Origin of the sequence: Pyramidobacter sp. C12-8 (genome assembly GCF_002007215.1) — a bacterium.
In the GTDB taxonomy this organism is placed as follows: Bacteria; Synergistota; Synergistia; order Synergistales; family Dethiosulfovibrionaceae; genus Pyramidobacter.
This window is the reverse complement of the sequence record NZ_MUHX01000004.1, coordinates 22,853-38,652: the sequence shown is the minus strand read 5'-3', so window position 1 is coordinate 38,652 and position 15,800 is coordinate 22,853. Positions and strand designations below refer to the sequence as shown.

The following is a 15,800-nucleotide window of genomic DNA, read 5'->3' as shown; positions in this document are numbered from 1 at the left end:
TTTGAGGAAAGGAGACGCGCGGTGAGAAAACACGTCAAAAACAACGTAAGCTGGGTGGGGCACGTCGACTGGGAGCTGGAGAGCTTTCACGGGGACGATTACTCCATCGTGAACGGTTCCAGCCAGAATGCCTATCTGGTCGAAGAGGAGAAGACGGTCCTGATCGATACCGTATGGACGCCGCACCGCTTCGATTTCGTCGAGAACCTGAAAAAAGAAGTCGACCTGAAGAAGATCGATTTTATCGTCGCCAACCACGGCGAGTGCGATCATTCCGGCTCGCTGACGGCGCTGATGGATGAGATCCCGGACACGCCCATCTACTGTACGGCCAATGCGGTCAAGAGCATCGAAGGGCAGTACGGCGCGCGCGGCTGGAACTTCCGCGTGGTGAAGACCGGCGACAGCGTCGATATCGGCAACGATAAGAAGCTGATCTTCGTGGAGATGCGCATGCTCCATTGGCCGGACTCCATGGGCACCTACCTGACCGGCGACAACATCCTCTTTTCCAACGACGCGTTCGGCCAGCATTATGCGGTGGAGGAACTGTTCAACGACAAGGCGGATCAGTGCCTGTTGGACAAGGAATCCATGAAGTACTTCGCCAACATCCTCAATCCTTTTGCGGCGATCCTGACCAAAAAGCTGGAAGAGATCGGCACGCTGAACCTTCCGATCGAGATGATCGCCCCTTCCCACGGCGCGATCTGGCGCCGGGATCCGCTGCAGATCGTCGCGAAATACGCGAAATGGGCGAACGCGTATCGGGAAGATCAGATCACGGTCGCATACGACACCATGTGGGAGGGCACCGCGAAGATCGCCCGCAGGATCGCGGACGAAATCCACCGGCAGAGCCCCGATACCGTGGTGAAAGTCTTCAACATCGCGAAGGCGGACAAGAACGAGGTCATGACGGAGGTCTTCCGCTCGAAAGCCATCGCCGTCGGCTCTCCGACGGTATCGGGCGGCATCCTTTCGAGCGTGGCGGGATGGCTGGAATTTCTCAAACAGCTGAAGTTCAGGAACAAGAAGGCCGCGGCCTTCGGGTGCTACGGCTGGAGCGGCGAGTCCGTCGAAGTTCTGCGGGAACGCCTGAAAGACGCCGGCTTCGACGTGATCGATGAAAACGTGCGTTCTCTTTGGAATCCCGGAGAGGAAGATTTCGCCGCCATTCCCGCTTTGGCGGAGAAACTTCTTGGGGGATCGGCGGCGCCGGCGTAAAAGGGATTTCGAAGTACCGCGGGGAAAAAACGAAAAGGGGGATCCGAAAATGAAATATGTTGTGAATGAGAGCTGCATCGGCTGCGGGCTGTGCGCGTCGACCTGTCCGGAGGTCTTTTCCATGACCGACGCAGGCGTCGCCGCGGCGATCGCGGAAGAAGTTGCGGAAGAGAACCGCGACAGCGCGGCGGAAGCGCGCGAGGGCTGTCCGGTCGGCGCGATCGAGGAGGTCTGACGATGGAGCGTAAAATGTTCTGCTACCAGTGTCAGGAAACCGCGGGGGGAAAGGGGTGCACCGTTTCCGGCGTGTGCGGGAAGAAACCCGACGTGGCGGCCATGCAGGACCTTCTGATCTACGTGACGAAAGGGCTCTCCTGCGTCGCGGACCGGCTTCGCCGCGAGGGGTGGCGCATCGACAAAGAGGTGAACCATCTCGTGACGATGAACCTCTTCGTGACGATCACGAACGCGAACTTCGACCGCCAGGCGATCATCGAAAAAATCCGGGAGACGCTGGCCGTGAAGCGGAAGCTCCTGAGTCAGACGGGAGACGTGTCGGGGCTGCCTCAAGCGGCGCTGTGGGACGGCGACGTCGGCGAATTCGACGCTCAGGCCGCCGAAGTCGGCGTGCTCGCCACCGAGAACGAAGACGTTCGCAGCCTGCGGGAGCTGATCACGTACGGCCTCAAGGGACTGGCGGCCTATTCCAAGCACGCGAACGCGCTCCTGCAGGACAACGAGGACGTGGACGCCTTCATCCAGCGCGCGCTGGCCAAGACGCTCGACGACAGCCTGACGGTGAACGACCTTGTGGCGCTGACCCTCGAGACCGGAAAGTACAGCGTCGACGGCATGGCGCTTCTCGACAAGGCCAACACCGAGGCTTACGGCCATCCGGAGATCACGGCGGTCGACATCGGCGTGCGGAAAAATCCCGGCATCCTGATCTCCGGGCACGATCTGAGAGATCTCGAAATGCTGCTGGAACAGACGGCGGGGACGGGCGTGGACGTGTACACGCACTCCGAGATGCTTCCCGCCCATTACTATCCCGCGTTCAAGAAATACCCGCACTTTGCCGGCAACTACGGCAACGCCTGGTGGAAACAGAAAGAGGAGTTCGAGAAGTTCCGCGGCCCCGTTCTGATGACGACGAACTGCGTCGTGCCGCCCGCGGACAGTTACAAAGACCGTCTCTGGACGACCGGCGCCACGGGCGTTCCCGGCTGCAGACACATCGGCGGCGCCTACGGCGAGACCAAGGACTTTTCGGCGCTCATCGAACAGGCGAAAAAGTGCCCTCCGCCTGAGGAGATCGAAACGGGCAGCATCGTCGGCGGCTTCGCGCACGAACAGGTGTTCGCGCTTGCCGATAAAGTCGTGGACGCGGTCAAATCCGGCGCGATCAGGAAGTTTGTGGTCATGGCGGGCTGCGACGGACGGATGAAGTCCAGAGAGTACTACGCGGAATTTGCCCGAAAGCTTCCCAAGGACGTGGTGATCCTGACCGCCGGATGCGCCAAGTACAAATACAACAAGCTGGACCTGGGAGACATCGGCGGCATCCCGAGAATTCTGGACGCCGGCCAGTGCAACGATTCCTATTCGCTGGCGCTGATCGCCCTGAAGCTGAAGGAGATCTTCGGGCTGAACGACATCAACGACCTGCCGCTGGCGTTCAACATCGCCTGGTACGAGCAGAAAGCCGTCATCGTCCTGCTGGCGCTGCTGTACCTGGGCGTCAAGAACATCCATCTGGGGCCGACGCTCCCGGCGTTCCTGTCGCCGAACGTGGCCGGCGTGCTGGTCAAGAACTTCGGCATCGCGGGCATCGGCACGGTGGACGACGATCTGAAGCTGTTCTTCGGTTAGAAAGCGAAAAGCGGAGTAAGGTCGGACACAGGACGCAGGCCCTTATTCCATGAAAAGCCGGCGCGAAAATCATCTGAGGCAGGATGAGGATCGCGCCGGCTTTTCTCTTGCGCCGCTGATTGTCGAAAATGGCGATCTTCGACTTTCAATGAAAGACGAATGAGAGTGCACTTGAGGTTTCTTCTTGAGGGGGAAGAGAGTAGAATAATATAAACAGAACGAGTTTCTCTGTTTGAAAAAAGACCCCGCAGGGCGGTCCCCGGTGGGCTTTCATGCGCGTTTCACGGCCAAGGGGAGACCAGGCGGGCCATTGGGATTGGTGGGGGAGTTCAAAATGAGGAAAAACAAGATCGACAAGGAGGGGGCAACATGTCGGAAATCAAACTGAGCGCGAAAAAACTTGGATTCGGGCTGATGCGGCTGCCGAAAAACGGCGAGATTATCGACGTTGAACAGGTAAAAGGGATGGTTGATCTCTTTATGGCGGCCGGCTTCACGTATTTCGATACGGCCTGGGCCTATCCCGGCTCGGAAGACGCGATCCGTCAGGCGCTCGTCGAGCGTTACCCGCGCGAAAAGTTCACGCTCGCCACGAAAAACGCCGCGTGGATCAACTGCCAAAGCCGGGAAGACGCCGTCGGCCAGTTCGAAACGTCGCTGAAACGGACCGGCGCCGGTTATTTCGATTTCTATCTGCTGCACAACCTCGGCGAGGGCAGGACCCATTTCTTCGACGACTTCGACATGTGGAACTTCGTGCAGGAGAAGAAAGCGGAAGGAAAGATCAGGCACGTCGGCTTCTCCTTCCATTCCACGCCGGAGGAACTGGACGCCATTTTGCAAGCCCATCCCGAAGCGGAATTCGTGCAGCTGCAGATCAACTACGCCGATTGGGAAAATCCTCGTATTCAGTCGCGGGCCTGTTACGAAACGGCCAGAAAACACGGGAAGCCCGTCGTCATCATGGAGCCCGTCAAGGGCGGCCTTTTGGCCAGCCCGCCGGAAGCCGTCGAGCGCGTGTTCAAAAACGCCGACGCCCAAGCTTCCTGCGCTTCGTGGGCCATCCGCTTCGCCGCCAGCCTGGACAGCGTGATCGCCGTGCTGTCCGGTATGAGCAGCGTGGAGCAGATGAAGGACAATCTTTCCTATATGACGGATTTCAATCCGCTGACGGAAGCCGAGCAGCGCGTCGTCGCCAAAGCCCGGGAAACGCTGGACGCCTTGCCGATGATCCCTTGCACAAGCTGCAACTACTGCGCGGAAGTGTGCCCGAAAAACATCGGCATTTCCGGTTCCTTCACGGCGCTGAATCTATTGAACATCTACGGCAACTACAATTACGCCGAAGGCCAGGAAAAATGGCTCGTGGAACGCCACGGCAAAGCCCGTGCCACCGAATGCGTTCAATGCGGCAGCTGCGAGCGGGTCTGCCCGCAGCACATCAAGATCCGCGACAATCTCGCGAAGGTCGCGGAAGCTTTTCACATGGCCTGATGTCTGGGGGTGGGGCGCGTCTTCTGCGGAAAAACTGCTCGGGATCGCCATCTTGCGAACGTCGGCGCTTTAGCGTATAATAACCACGTTTTGCGGGTGTAGCTCAGTTGGTAGAGCATCAGCTTCCCAAGCTGAGGGTCGCGGGTTCGAGCCTCGTCACCCGCTCCAATTTTAAAGAGAACGGCTGAACGAACAAAAGAGAGCAGGGGCTTTTGAAAAAGAGCCCTCGCTCTCTTTTGTGTACCTTGCGGTCGAAATCGTCGTGTCTCCTGAAAAGTGGACGCCGCATTTCGAAAAGCGAGGCCGGTCGCCGGAGAAAGACGGCGGCATTCGAAAAGTCGATGCTGGTTTTCGATAAAACGGCTTGACTGTGAGCGTTCGGCGTCCCGAAGGAGTCCTGCGCTCAGGACTCTCTCGGCGGCTGCGCAATCTGCGTGACTCGCTTTGCGGCTTCCCTTGGATGTTCTCGTTGTTCAGCGTTTCGACCAAGCAAGAAAGAGAATGAATTGCGGATGGCGCAAAAACATGAAAATTCATTTTAAATGATGATCATTGTTTTTGAGATCTATGTTATTGGTGAATGAACTAATTGAGCAAATCATTACTTATTACTCAAAGGTTATAAAGCTCCGGCTTTTTCCATGAAATTTGAATATGAAAACCTTTCAATTCTAAATTTGTGATTATTGACACATCATGCATGAAAATCTAAAATTATAAGAGCTTGGGCCTGCGTGAATGCACTGCACGGCCCCTGCATCTTGTCGTGTCCCGCGAGAACGCGACGGCGGCACCGTTTTTCCGGCAGGCCGCGGTGCTTTACGGGGCACGGCGGTCCGTTTAATTTCGGCAATGACTGCGATATTTTGCAGTGTTTTGTGACTGAAAAACGAAGGAGGTGAACGCATGTCTACCAATCTGACCGACGAGATCAGGAGCGTCGAAGCGGCGGCGGCTCAAAAAGTGGCCGACGCCAAAGCGGAAGCTCAGGATCTGGTTATCAGGACTCGCAACTCAGCTGCCCTTCGTGTAAAAGAGGCCAAACAGGCTCATTTCCGCGAGTACCGCTCCCGCCTTGCTCAGGTGGAAGCGGAAGCGGCGGAAAACGCCGCTCGGACGGTGGAACAGGGCAAGACCGAGGCTCGGCAGTTCGTAGAGTCTCATGAAGATGCGGTAAAGAAAACGGCTCAATGGCTGGCCGAAGAGGTGGTGTCTCAATATGGCCGTTGCTCGCGTTAAAAAAATCGAACTGTACGTGCACCGAACGGCCGTCGAAGAGGTGCTGTCGGTGCTTCAGGAGCGGGGGATCACTGAGATTTTCGCTGCTGAGAGGAACGCTGCCGAAGAGTCTTCCGCCCGTCCGGCGCGAAACGGCCGGGATTATGCGGCCGCTTTGAACGACGTGAATTACCTCGTCCGCTACCTTGCGCCGTACTATAAGGATCCCGTCGGGACGCTGGGGCGGATGCTGGGCGAGCGCGACGACGTCAGCGTGGAAAAACTGGCCGCCTTGGCCGAAAAAGTTGACGCCGGCGATCTGGCGGCGGAAGTCCGCAAGCGCGAGCGCCGTCTGACGGAGCTGCGGTCCGACGTGCAGCAGATCAAAACTTTGCAGCAGACTTTGTCGGGTCTGGGCGCTTTTGAACCGCCCCTCTCCATGATCACGGAAGGCAGCCGGATGGTGGCCGGATTCTTGGGCGCCGGACGCGCTGAGAACCTGCTGGAATGGAAAGACGCGGTGGAGGAGGCTTTTGGCGCCGACGCGGAGTGTTCCGTCTCGATCCCTCCGAAGGGAAGCCGCGATCCCGCCTGGGGCAGCGTGTTTTATTTGCGCGCGCTCGAGGACCGGCTTGCGGAGCTTTGCCTGAAACACAGCGTCACAAAGATCGATCTGCCTTCTTCCCTGACGGGAACCGTCGCCGAAGAACGGAAAAAACTTTCGGACCGGCTGGCCGCTCTCGGGCAGGAAGAGAAGTATTTCGTCAACTGGCTTCAGACTTTTACCGACGCTCATATGGACGAGATCCGCCGCCTTGGCGATTACCTGACGATCATGAAAAGGCGCCAGGACGCCGAGGAGGAGAGCGAGCGTACCGAGCAGGTCGTCCTGTTGCGGGGCTGGGTCCCCGACAGCAAAGCCGTGGAACTGGAACAAATCCTCGTCCCGTACGAAAAGGACGTCGATCTGCAGCTTTCGGAACCGGCGGAAAACGACGATCCGCCCATCGTGCTGGAGAACAGGGACTGCGCGAAACCGTTCGAGATGCTGACCATGCTGTACGGCGCGCCCGTGTACGGTTCGGTCGATCCGTCGTTTCCGATGATGCCGTTTTTCCTGCTGTTCTTCGGCATGTGCTACGCCGACGCCGGCTACGGCATCGTGATCACGGCCATCGCCGCGTACTTCCTCAAAAAGTATCGGAAAATGCCCGACGGCATCAAGAGGGCCCTGACCCTCGTGAAGTATTGCGGCATCGCCACGATCCTTTTCGGCGCGGTGACGGGCAGCTGGATGGGCGACATGATCGACGCCTTCCCCTTCCTGGGGTTCCTGCGTCCGGTGAAGAATCTGGTGACGCTGCTCGAACCCATGAAGGATCCCATGCTGCTGTTGGGTATTTCGCTGGCGTTGGGCATCGTCCACATCTACTACGGCATTTTGCTTGCCGCTTACGCCAATATCAGGGACGGTCGCTGGTTCGCCGCCTGCGCCGATCAGGGCGGCTGGCTGGTGCTCCTGACGGGGCTGCTGATCTTCGGCGTCGGCGCCTTTGCGGCGCCCGGAGTCGAGCCGCTGGGTAAAAATATGGCGATTGCCGGCGCCCTGATTCTGATCCTGACGCAGGGGCGCGAGAAGAAAGGTCTGATCGGCAAGTTCGTTTCCGGCGTGCTGAGCCTGTACAACGTCACCAGCTATCTGGGCGACGTGCTCAGCTACAGCCGCCTGCTGGCCCTCGGTCTGGTCGGCGGCGCCGTGGCGATGATCATCAACCTGATGTCCAAGCTCTGCGGCGGCACGGCTTACGTGGGCTGGATCCTGGCGCTGCTGATCTTCTTCGGCGGGCACGTTTTCAGCATGGTGATCAACATTCTGGGCGCGTTCGTGCACCCGCTGCGACTGCAGTACGTGGAGTTCTTCGGCAAGTTCTACAACAGCGGCGGGACGGCTTTCGATCCCTTCTGCTACAGATCGAACTATGTCAACGTGACTGGCCGCAAGGAAGCCTAGCTCCTGCGCCGGTTGAAAATTACCCAAACTTTGAGGGGAGTGTCGTTTAATGGATTATCTTGGTATCGCTTTTGTTGTGCTTGGCGCGGCTTTGGCCGCCGGTATGGCGGGCATCGGTTCGGCTATTGGCGTCGGTATCGCCGGTGAAGTCGGCGCCGGCGTGATGACTGAAGATCCCGGCAAGTTCGGTCTTGTGCTGATGCTGCAGGCTCTGCCCGGAACGCAGGGCATTTACGGCCTGCTGATCGCCTTCTTCGCCATGCTGAAGGTCGGGCTGGTCGGCGGTTCCGCCGTTCCCTGCGACTGGGTGCACGGTCTGGCCGTCATGTTCGCCTGCCTGCCTATCGCCTTGGGCGGCTGGATCTCGGCCATTTCGCAGGGAAAAACTTCGGCCGCCTGCATCCAGATGATCGCCAAGCAGCCCGGCGAAGCCGGCAAGGCCGTTATCCTTCCGGCTATGGTCGAGACGTACGCGGTGCTTGCCCTCCTCGTCAGCATCCTTTTGATGAACGGCATCAGCCTGTAAGCCTGGTTCGAACCATGGCACTCGCTGACATCAGGAAGAAAATCGAACAGGACGCGGCCAGTGAGGCCGCGAAACTGCTCGACGAGGCCCGAAAGCAGGCCGACGTTCTGAACGCGGACGCCGACGCCGAAATTTCCAAAAGCAAGAAGTATTACGACGGCCTGTACGCCGCCGAAGCTCCCGAAGTGCGCCGCCGTGCCCAGATCATCGCGAATCTGGACGTGAAAAAGCTCCGTCTCGGCGCCAAGCAGGAGCTGATCGGCCGTAGTTTCGACGGCGCGCTGGCGCGCCTCTGCAAGCTGGCCGGCGACAAATATCTTGCGTTCATGGAAAAGCTTCTCGATCAGGCGGTCAGCAGCGGCGACGAGGAACTGCTCGTGGCTGCCGGCGAGAAGCGCATCGATCAGACCTGGCTCGACAAATACAACGCTTCCCGGGACAAAAAGCTGACGCTTTCCGCCGAGAAAGCGGACGTCAAAGGCGGCTTTATCCTTCGCAAGGGTAGGATCAGCACGAACTGTTCCTTGGAAACCCTGATCCACTGGCTCAAGGACGAACTGGAGTCCGACGTCGTCAAACGGCTGTTTGACGCGGAGTAGGGTGGTGTGATCATGGCCCCGAAGGAGCGGTATGGTTACGCTGTAGCGCGTCTGAGGGCGCTTGAGAACCGTCTGCTTGACGAGTCAGTCCTCCAGAGGATGATCGACTGCGACACGCTGGAGGGGGCTGTAAAAGTTCTCGGAGAAACTCCCTATTCGGCTTGGCTGATGGAGCTGAAATCGCCGTTGGAATTCGACCGGGCGATCGAGGCGGAACTTCACCACAGCTATACGGAAATCGGGGCGTTCGTTCCCGACCGTGAGCTGGTCAGTCTGCTGCGTCTGGTCTACGACGTGCACAACGTCAAAACGCTGCTGAAAAGCCAGTTCCTGACGGTTCGGGGGGAAAAACGCCGTCTCGATCTGCTCACTTCTCTCGGCAACATCGACACGGATAAGCTGATCCTGGCCATCGAAGGAGAGGAGTACTGGGAGCTTCCGTACGGATTCAACCAGGCGATCCCCGAAGCCCTTGCGGCATGGGAGCAGACGCACAACGCTCTTGCGGCGGAGAAGATCCTCGACGGCGTGTATTTCAAAGCGCTGCGGGAAGTCGCCGCAAAGCTCGGCATGGAGCGGGTGGAAAACTGGGTTCGCTGCCGCATCGACGGCGAGAACCTGAAAACGCTCCTGCGCCTTTCGCGCATCGACATGGATCATGGAACGGCCGCGTCTTTCCTTCACGAAGGCGGCTCGCTTCCGATCAACCGGCTGACGCCGCTTGTGACCGAACCGGTGGAAAACTGGGGGCGCCTGCTGGCTTTCGCCGACATCGGCGCGCTGTTGGCTCCTTTTTCGGAAGGAGAAAGCTTCAACAGCCTTCTCGTGCAGTACGAGAAGGAATTGGACAATTTCATCACCGGCGCGATCGCCAAGAGCCGTTTCGGCGCGTTCGAACCGGGCAACGTGGTCCGTTACCTCTGGACCAAGGAAATAGAAGCCAAAAACTTGCGGGTGGTGCTCGTTTCCGTCGCCAACGGAGTCGAGAAGGACGCCATAAGGGGGTTGCTGCGCGATGTCCGCTGATGCCGGAAGAAAGAAAATGGCGGCTGTTGGGAGCTACGACACCGTGCTTCCCTTTCAGGCCGTCGGCGTGCGCCCCTTTCCCGTCGAGAGCGACGAAGAGATTGCCGAGACCGTGAGCCGTCTGGCCCGCGAAGACTACGGCGTGATCTTCGTCGAAGAGCGGCAGTTCGTCGCTCAGGCTTCTCTGATCGACCGGCTCGTTCAGGAATACGCGGCCAGCATCATTCCCATCCCCGGGATCCGCGGATCCATCGGCGTGGGGCTGAGCGCGGTGCGCAGCAGCGTCGAACGGGCGGTCGGCATGGATATTTTCGCAGAGAAATAGTGAATTCACCTGGAGGCGATTGTTTTGGCCACGGATAAAAATGTAAAAGGCACGATCGAACGTATATCCGGACCTCTGGTCGTCGCGAAGGGGATGACCGGCGCGAGCATGTACGAAGTGGCGCGCGTCGGCGACATCGGCCTGGTCGGGGAAATCATCGAACTCAACGGTGATCTCGCCTCGATCCAGGTCTACGAGGAGACGTCAGGTCTCCGTCCCGGCGAGCCCGCTGTGGGCACCGGCGAACCCCTGAGCGTTGAACTGGGCCCCGGTCTTATCGAACAGTTCTATGACGGCATTCAGCGTCCTCTGAAGGCGATCGAAGAAGCGTCGAAGAGCGTCTTCATCGCCAGAGGCATCAGCGTTTCAGCGCTCGATCACGAGAAACTCTGGCAGTTCGAGCCGAGAGTTTCCGTTGGCGACGAAGTGAGCGAGGGCGACGTCCTTGGCGTCGTCCAAGAGACCGTTCTTGTGGAGCACCGCATCATGGTCCCCAACGGGATCAGCGGCAAGGTCGTCTCCGTCGAGTCCGGCGAGTTCAACGTCGACGCCGTGATCGCCGTGATCGACGACGGCAAGGAGAAACATGGCGTTTCCATGCTGCGTCGCTGGCCCGTGCGCCGCGGCCGCCCCGTCGCCAAGAAGCTGCCGCCCGTCACGCCGCTGACGACCGGCCAGCGCGTCGTCGACACGTTCTTCCCCATCGCCATGGGCGGCACGGCCTGCGTGCCCGGCCCGTTCGGCTCGGGCAAGACGGTCATCCAGCACCAGCTTGCCAAGTGGGCCGAAGCCCAGATCGTCGTTTACATCGGCTGCGGCGAGCGCGGCAACGAGATGACCGACGTTCTGCGCGAGTTCCCCGAGCTGAAGGATCCCCGTTCCGGCCAGCCGCTGATGAAGCGTACCGTGCTGATCGCGAACACGTCAAACATGCCGGTCGCGGCCCGCGAAGCCAGCGTTTACACGGGGATTTCCATCGCCGAGTACTATCGCGACATGGGTTATTCCGTGGCGCTGATGGCCGATTCCACCAGCCGCTGGGCCGAAGCCCTGCGCGAGATGTCCGGCCGTCTGGAAGAAATGCCCGGCGAAGAAGGCTATCCCGCCTATCTGGGCACGCGTCTGGCCTCGTTCTACGAGCGCGCCGGCCGCGCGATCTGCCTGGGCGGCGACGGCCGCGAGGGATCGGTTTCCGTCATCGGGGCCGTTTCGCCTCCCGGCGGCGACCTTTCCGAACCCGTTACGCAGAACACGCTGCGCGTGACCAAGGTCTTCTGGGGACTGGACGCCAATCTGGCCTATCAGCGCCACTTCCCGGCCATCAACTGGCTGAACAGTTACTCGCTGTACACGAAGAAGCTTGACGAGTATTGGGACGCCAAGTTCGACGCCGAGTGGACGCCCACGCGCGTCGAGGCCATGACGCTGCTCGAAGAGGAGTCCTCGCTGAAGGAGATCGTACAGCTGGTCGGCATGGACGCCCTGTCGCGCAACGAGCGCATGACCATGGAAACGGCCAAGTCGCTGCGCGAGGACTTCCTGCACCAGAACGCCTTCAGCGACGTGGACACGTACACGTCGATGGAAAAACAGTTCAGGATGCTTTCGACGATCCTCAAGTTCCATCACGCCGGACTGGAAGCTTTGCAGAGCGGCGCCGAGATGAACAAGCTCTTCAACCTGCCCGTGCGCGAGAAGATCGCCCGCATGGGGCTGGTCGGCGAGCAGGAACTCGAAAAGATCGACGCGCTCGAAGGCGAAATGAGAGACGAAATTGCCCAGCTTCTCGCGTCAGGAGGCGATAAATAATGAACCTGCCAGTTGAATACAGAACCGTAAGCAGCCTTGCGGGCCCCCTTCTGGTCGTCGAGAGCGTCAAGGAAGTTCCCTACGATTCTCTGGTCGAAGTCGCGCTGCCCGACGGCTCCCGCCGCCGCGGCAAAGTGCTGGAGACCGATTCCGGCCGCGCCGTCGTGCAGGTTTTCGAGGGCACCGACGGCCTCGACGTCGACACCGCCTCCGTGACCTTCCTCGGCAAATCGCTGGAACTGCCCGTCTCCGAAGACATGCTCGGCCGCGTCTTCAACGGCCGCGGCGATCCCATCGACGGCGGCGCGCCCATCATCGCCGAGAAAAACATCGACGTGAACGGACTGGCCATGAATCCCTACTCGCGCGATTATCCCGACGAGTTCATCCAGGCCGGCATCAGCACCATCGACGGCATGAACCCCATGGTCCGCGGCCAGAAGCTGCCCATTTTCTCCGCTTCCGGACTGCCTCACAACCGCATGGCCGCCCAGCTGGCCCGTCAGGCGAACGTCATCGGCGGCGGCAGCGAGAAGTTCGCCGTCGTGTTCGCCGCCATGGGCATCACCTTCGAGGAAGCCGCCTTCTTCATGGAAGACTTCCGCAAGACCGGCGCCCTCGACCGCACCGTCATGTACGTCAACCTCGCCAACGACCCCGCCGTCGAGCGCATTTACACGCCCAAGCTGGCGCTGACCGCCGCCGAGTATCTGGCGTTCGAGAAGAACATGCACGTCCTCGTCATCCTCACCGACTTGACGAACTACTGCGAGGCCCTGCGCGAGATCTCCGCCGCCCGCAAGGAAGTTCCCGGCCGCCGCGGCTATCCCGGCTACCTCTACACCGACCTCGCCACCATGTACGAGCGCGCCGGCCGCGTCAAGGGCAGCACCGGCTCCATCACCCAGGTGCCCATCCTCACCATGCCCGAAGACGACAAGACCCACCCCATCCCCGACCTCACCGGCTACATTACCGAGGGGCAGATCATCCTCAGCCGCAACCTGCACCGCACCGGCATCTATCCGCCCGTGGACGTGATGCCGTCGCTGTCGCGCCTGAAGGACAAGGGCATCGGCGAAGGCAAGACGCGCGAGGATCACGCCGACCTGATGAACCAGCTCTTCGCCGCCTACGCCCGCGGCAAGGAAGCCAAGGAACTGGCCGTCATCCTCGGCGAAGGCGCTCTGAGCGAAGACGACAAGGCGTTCGCCACGTTTGCCTCGCGCTTCGAGGACGAGTACGTCCGTCAGGGCGAGTACGAAAACCGCACCGTCGAGACGACCCTCGGACTGGGCTGGAAACTCCTGAACATGGTTCCCGTCAAGGAACTGAAACGCGTCAAGGACAAGTACATCCAGAAATACCTGATGCCGCTGAAGGAACAAGAAAACCCAGAGGAAAAGGCGTAAGGGAGGGGGATCGCAATGGCACGCGTGAACGTGAACCCCAACCGAATGGAGCTTTCGCGGCTCAAGAAACGTCTCGCCGTCGCCCGGCGCGGGCATAAACTGCTCAAGGACAAACAGGACGCCCTGATCAAAGCCTTCCTCGAAAAAGCCCGCGCGGTCAAAGCCATCCGCGAGAAAGTCGAAAACGAACTCGTCTCCTGCTACCGCAGCTTCCTCATGGCCCGCGCCCAGACCCTGCCGGCCATGCTCGAACAGGCTCTGATGATCTCCGGCAGCACCTGCACCCTCGACGTCGCCACGCGCAACGTCATGAGCGTCATCGTGCCCGAGTACGAAGTCCATCAGGAGGGCAGCACCTTCAATTACGGCATGGCGACCACGCCGGCCAGCCTCGACGTGGCCCTCGAAGACTTTTCCAAAGTCATTCCCGGGCTGCTCCAGCTTGCCGCCGACGAAAAGGCCGTCGCCCTGATGTCGACCGAAATCGAGCGCACCCGCCGCCGCGTCAACGCCCTCGAGCACGTCATGATCCCCAACTACGCCGAGACCATCAAATACATCTCGATGAAGCTGGACGAACAGGCCCGCTCGACCACCAGCCAGCTGATGAAAGTCAAGGAAATCGTCAGCGAACACTGAAACGGCACAAACAAAAATGCCACCCGTCGAACGGCGGGCGGCATTTTTGTTTGTGCTTGCGAAACGGCTGAGTGCGGGGCGACATCCGATGCGCGTACCGGCGTGCCTATTCCACCAAAACGCTGAGTTTTCGTTTTCGCGGAATAGGAGATTGAGTTCATGTTTATGGGGAAGTGCCCGTCCATATTTTTTCTATTCGTTTTGCCTGATTCTAATCATTTTTTCCTCCTCGATTCTAACCACTTTCTTGCCAAAATGGTTAGAATCGGGTAGAATTGGTTAGAAAGAACAGAAACGTGAGGTGGAAAAAATGACCGGCGAAAGTCTGACTGTAGAATACAAGCGAGAATACTTCGACGAGATCAAAAAGACGATCATCGCCTTTGCCAACACCGACGGCGGCGAACTGCTGATCGGTGTGGACGACGATGGAACGGTGCTCGGCGTGGACGATCCTGACGACGTGATGCTGAAGGTGACGAACAGCGCCCGCGACACTATCAAGCCCGATGTGACCATGTTCATGCGCGTTGAAACGCGTGTTATCCAGGGGAAAAAAGTCGTTGCCGCGAGCGTGCAGAGGGGAACGGCTTGCCCATATTACCTGAGCGCGAAGGGAGTACGCCCTGAAGGCGTCTATGTGCGGCAGGGCGCATCCACCGTGCCGGCTACGGAAAGCGCGATCCTGAAGATGATCCTCGAAACCAGCGGCGACAGCTTTGAAGACGCTCGTTCGCTGATCCAGACGCTGACGTTCCACAGCGTCCAAAAGACATTTGCCGAAGAAAAAGTCGCGTTCGGCGAAACGCAGAAGCGTACCCTTGGCCTCATCGGCGAAGACGGCGCGTATACCAATCTTGGCCTGCTCCTTTCTGATCAGTGCCAGCATACCATCAAGCTGGCCGTCTTTCAGGGCAGCACAAAGAACACGCTGTTCAAAGACCGCGCCGAATTTTCGGGGTCGCTGTTTGACCAGCTTGATGATGCCTACGTCACGATCGACCGCTATAACGCGACGTGCGCCGAGTTCAAAGGACTCAAACGCATCGACACTCGCGACTATCCGCCCGAAGCCGTGCGCGAAGCCCTGCTCAACGCCGTTGTGCACCGCGATTATTCGTACAGCGGCTCAACACTGATCAGCATTTACGATGACCGCATTGAGTTCCTCTCCCTCGGCGGTCTTGCCAAAGGCATTGCCAAAAGCGACGTGATGATGGGTGTTTCCGTCCCGCGCAACAAAAAACTGGCCAACGTGTTCTACCGCCTGCACCTGATCGAAGCGTTCGGGACGGGAATGCTCAAAATTAAAGAGAACTACGACGGCCGCCCTCTGCAGGACTTTATCGAGATATCCGACAACGCGTTCAAGATCACCCTGCCGAACGTGAACGCGCAGCGCCAGAACAGCGAAACGGAACGGCTGCAGACGCGCCCCTTCCAGCCGCTTGAACAGCAGATAATGGACTACATAAAAGCCCGTAACAGTGCCACGCGCGCCGAAGTGCAAAAGGCGCTGGGCCTGTCGCAGAGTGCGGCGGGGAGAAAACTGAAAGAGCTTGTTGTGAGCGGCATGCTTATGAGGAACGGAGAAGGAAGGAGTACTGCATATTCAATGAAAAAAGAGTCGTAAATGAATCGA

14 protein-coding genes and 1 tRNA gene are annotated in these 15,800 nt (G+C 59.2%); all 15 read left to right on the top strand.

All coding sequences use genetic code 11. The features are described from left to right. Positions 1-21: 21 nt before the first annotated feature. The 15 genes from B0D78_RS02190 (at position 22) to B0D78_RS02120 (ending at position 15,791) form a co-directional block, all read left to right on the top strand. Complete coding sequence (locus tag B0D78_RS02190; RefSeq protein ID WP_078015350.1) at positions 22-1,227, top strand: flavodoxin domain-containing protein; 1,206 nt, start codon at positions 22-24, stop codon at positions 1,225-1,227. A gap of 49 nt (positions 1,228-1,276) precedes the next feature. Beyond that, on the top strand, positions 1,277-1,462 hold the full coding sequence (locus B0D78_RS13535) for a ferredoxin (protein ID WP_078015349.1): 186 nt from the start codon (positions 1,277-1,279) through the stop codon (positions 1,460-1,462). Positions 1,463-1,464: 2 nt separating this feature from the next. After that, the gene (gene hcp, locus B0D78_RS02180) at positions 1,465-3,099 is read left to right on the top strand and encodes a hydroxylamine reductase (protein ID WP_078015348.1); all 1,635 of its coding nucleotides are present in this window, start codon (positions 1,465-1,467) and stop codon (positions 3,097-3,099) included. A 369-nt stretch (positions 3,100-3,468) separates the two neighbouring features. After that, on the top strand, positions 3,469-4,593 hold the full coding sequence (locus B0D78_RS02175) for an aldo/keto reductase (protein WP_078015347.1): 1,125 nt from the start codon (positions 3,469-3,471) through the stop codon (positions 4,591-4,593). Between the two features lie 92 nt (positions 4,594-4,685). Further along, positions 4,686-4,761: transfer RNA gene (locus tag B0D78_RS02170), tRNA-Gly, on the top strand. Positions 4,762-5,499: 738 nt separating this feature from the next. Beyond that, positions 5,500-5,832, top strand: coding sequence for a cell envelope biogenesis protein TolA (locus B0D78_RS02165; protein WP_078015346.1), 333 nt, complete (start codon positions 5,500-5,502; stop codon positions 5,830-5,832). Next, positions 5,813-7,822 (top strand): V-type ATP synthase subunit I, encoded by a 2,010-nt coding sequence (locus B0D78_RS02160; protein ID WP_078015345.1) that lies wholly within the window; start codon positions 5,813-5,815, stop codon positions 7,820-7,822. The genes B0D78_RS02165 and B0D78_RS02160 overlap by 20 nt, the downstream gene beginning before the upstream one ends. 49 nt (positions 7,823-7,871) lie before the next feature. Continuing rightward, positions 7,872-8,348 carry a V-type ATP synthase subunit K gene (locus B0D78_RS02155; protein WP_009165698.1) on the top strand — a complete coding sequence of 159 codons (477 nt, stop codon included), beginning with the start codon at positions 7,872-7,874 and terminating at the stop codon, positions 8,346-8,348. Positions 8,349-8,362: 14 nt separating this feature from the next. Then, the gene (locus B0D78_RS02150) at positions 8,363-8,947 is read left to right on the top strand and encodes a V-type ATP synthase subunit E (protein ID WP_078015344.1); all 585 of its coding nucleotides are present in this window, start codon (positions 8,363-8,365) and stop codon (positions 8,945-8,947) included. 12 nt (positions 8,948-8,959) lie between these two features. Continuing rightward, a complete protein-coding gene (locus B0D78_RS02145; RefSeq protein WP_078015444.1) occupies positions 8,960-9,973 on the top strand; it encodes a V-type ATPase subunit in 1,014 nt (337 codons plus the stop codon). A gap of 16 nt (positions 9,974-9,989) precedes the next feature. Next, positions 9,990-10,298, top strand: a complete 309-nt coding sequence (locus B0D78_RS02140; RefSeq protein WP_240496093.1) for a V-type ATP synthase subunit F — start codon at positions 9,990-9,992, stop codon at positions 10,296-10,298. Positions 10,299-10,322: 24 nt separating this feature from the next. Further along, entirely contained in the window at positions 10,323-12,107 is a 1,785-nt protein-coding gene (locus tag B0D78_RS02135; RefSeq protein WP_078015342.1) for a V-type ATP synthase subunit A, read from the top strand. Continuing rightward, entirely contained in the window at positions 12,107-13,519 is a 1,413-nt protein-coding gene (locus B0D78_RS02130) for a V-type ATP synthase subunit B (RefSeq protein WP_078015341.1), read from the top strand. Before B0D78_RS02135 ends, B0D78_RS02130 begins: the two co-directional genes overlap by 1 nt. A 15-nt stretch (positions 13,520-13,534) precedes the next feature. Further along, positions 13,535-14,158 (top strand): V-type ATP synthase subunit D, encoded by a 624-nt coding sequence (locus tag B0D78_RS02125; RefSeq protein WP_078015340.1) that lies wholly within the window; start codon positions 13,535-13,537, stop codon positions 14,156-14,158. Positions 14,159-14,468: 310 nt separating this feature from the next. Further along, positions 14,469-15,791: an RNA-binding domain-containing protein gene (locus B0D78_RS02120; protein ID WP_078015443.1), complete on the top strand. Its 1,323-nt coding sequence runs from the start codon at positions 14,469-14,471 to the stop codon at positions 15,789-15,791. Positions 15,792-15,800 lie beyond the last annotated feature (9 nt).

Bases quoted from the DNA above. Each gene is read 5' to 3' on its own strand.
- B0D78_RS13535 (WP_078015349.1), top strand. From the start codon at position 1,277: ATGAAATATGTTGTGAATGAGAGCTGCATCGGCTGCGGGCTGTGCGCG.
- hcp (WP_078015348.1), top strand. From the start codon at position 1,465: ATGGAGCGTAAAATGTTCTGCTACCAGTGTCAGGAAACCGCGGGGGGA.
- B0D78_RS02175 (WP_078015347.1), top strand. From the start codon at position 3,469: ATGTCGGAAATCAAACTGAGCGCGAAAAAACTTGGATTCGGGCTGATG.
- B0D78_RS02165 (WP_078015346.1), top strand. From the start codon at position 5,500: ATGTCTACCAATCTGACCGACGAGATCAGGAGCGTCGAAGCGGCGGCG.
- B0D78_RS02160 (WP_078015345.1), top strand. From the start codon at position 5,813: ATGGCCGTTGCTCGCGTTAAAAAAATCGAACTGTACGTGCACCGAACG.
- B0D78_RS02155 (WP_009165698.1), top strand. From the start codon at position 7,872: ATGGATTATCTTGGTATCGCTTTTGTTGTGCTTGGCGCGGCTTTGGCC.
- B0D78_RS02150 (WP_078015344.1), top strand. From the start codon at position 8,363: ATGGCACTCGCTGACATCAGGAAGAAAATCGAACAGGACGCGGCCAGT.
- B0D78_RS02145 (WP_078015444.1), top strand. From the start codon at position 8,960: ATGGCCCCGAAGGAGCGGTATGGTTACGCTGTAGCGCGTCTGAGGGCG.
- B0D78_RS02140 (WP_240496093.1), top strand. From the start codon at position 9,990: ATGGCGGCTGTTGGGAGCTACGACACCGTGCTTCCCTTTCAGGCCGTC.
- B0D78_RS02130 (WP_078015341.1), top strand. From the start codon at position 12,107: ATGAACCTGCCAGTTGAATACAGAACCGTAAGCAGCCTTGCGGGCCCC.
- B0D78_RS02125 (WP_078015340.1), top strand. From the start codon at position 13,535: ATGGCACGCGTGAACGTGAACCCCAACCGAATGGAGCTTTCGCGGCTC.
- B0D78_RS02120 (WP_078015443.1), top strand. From the start codon at position 14,469: ATGACCGGCGAAAGTCTGACTGTAGAATACAAGCGAGAATACTTCGAC.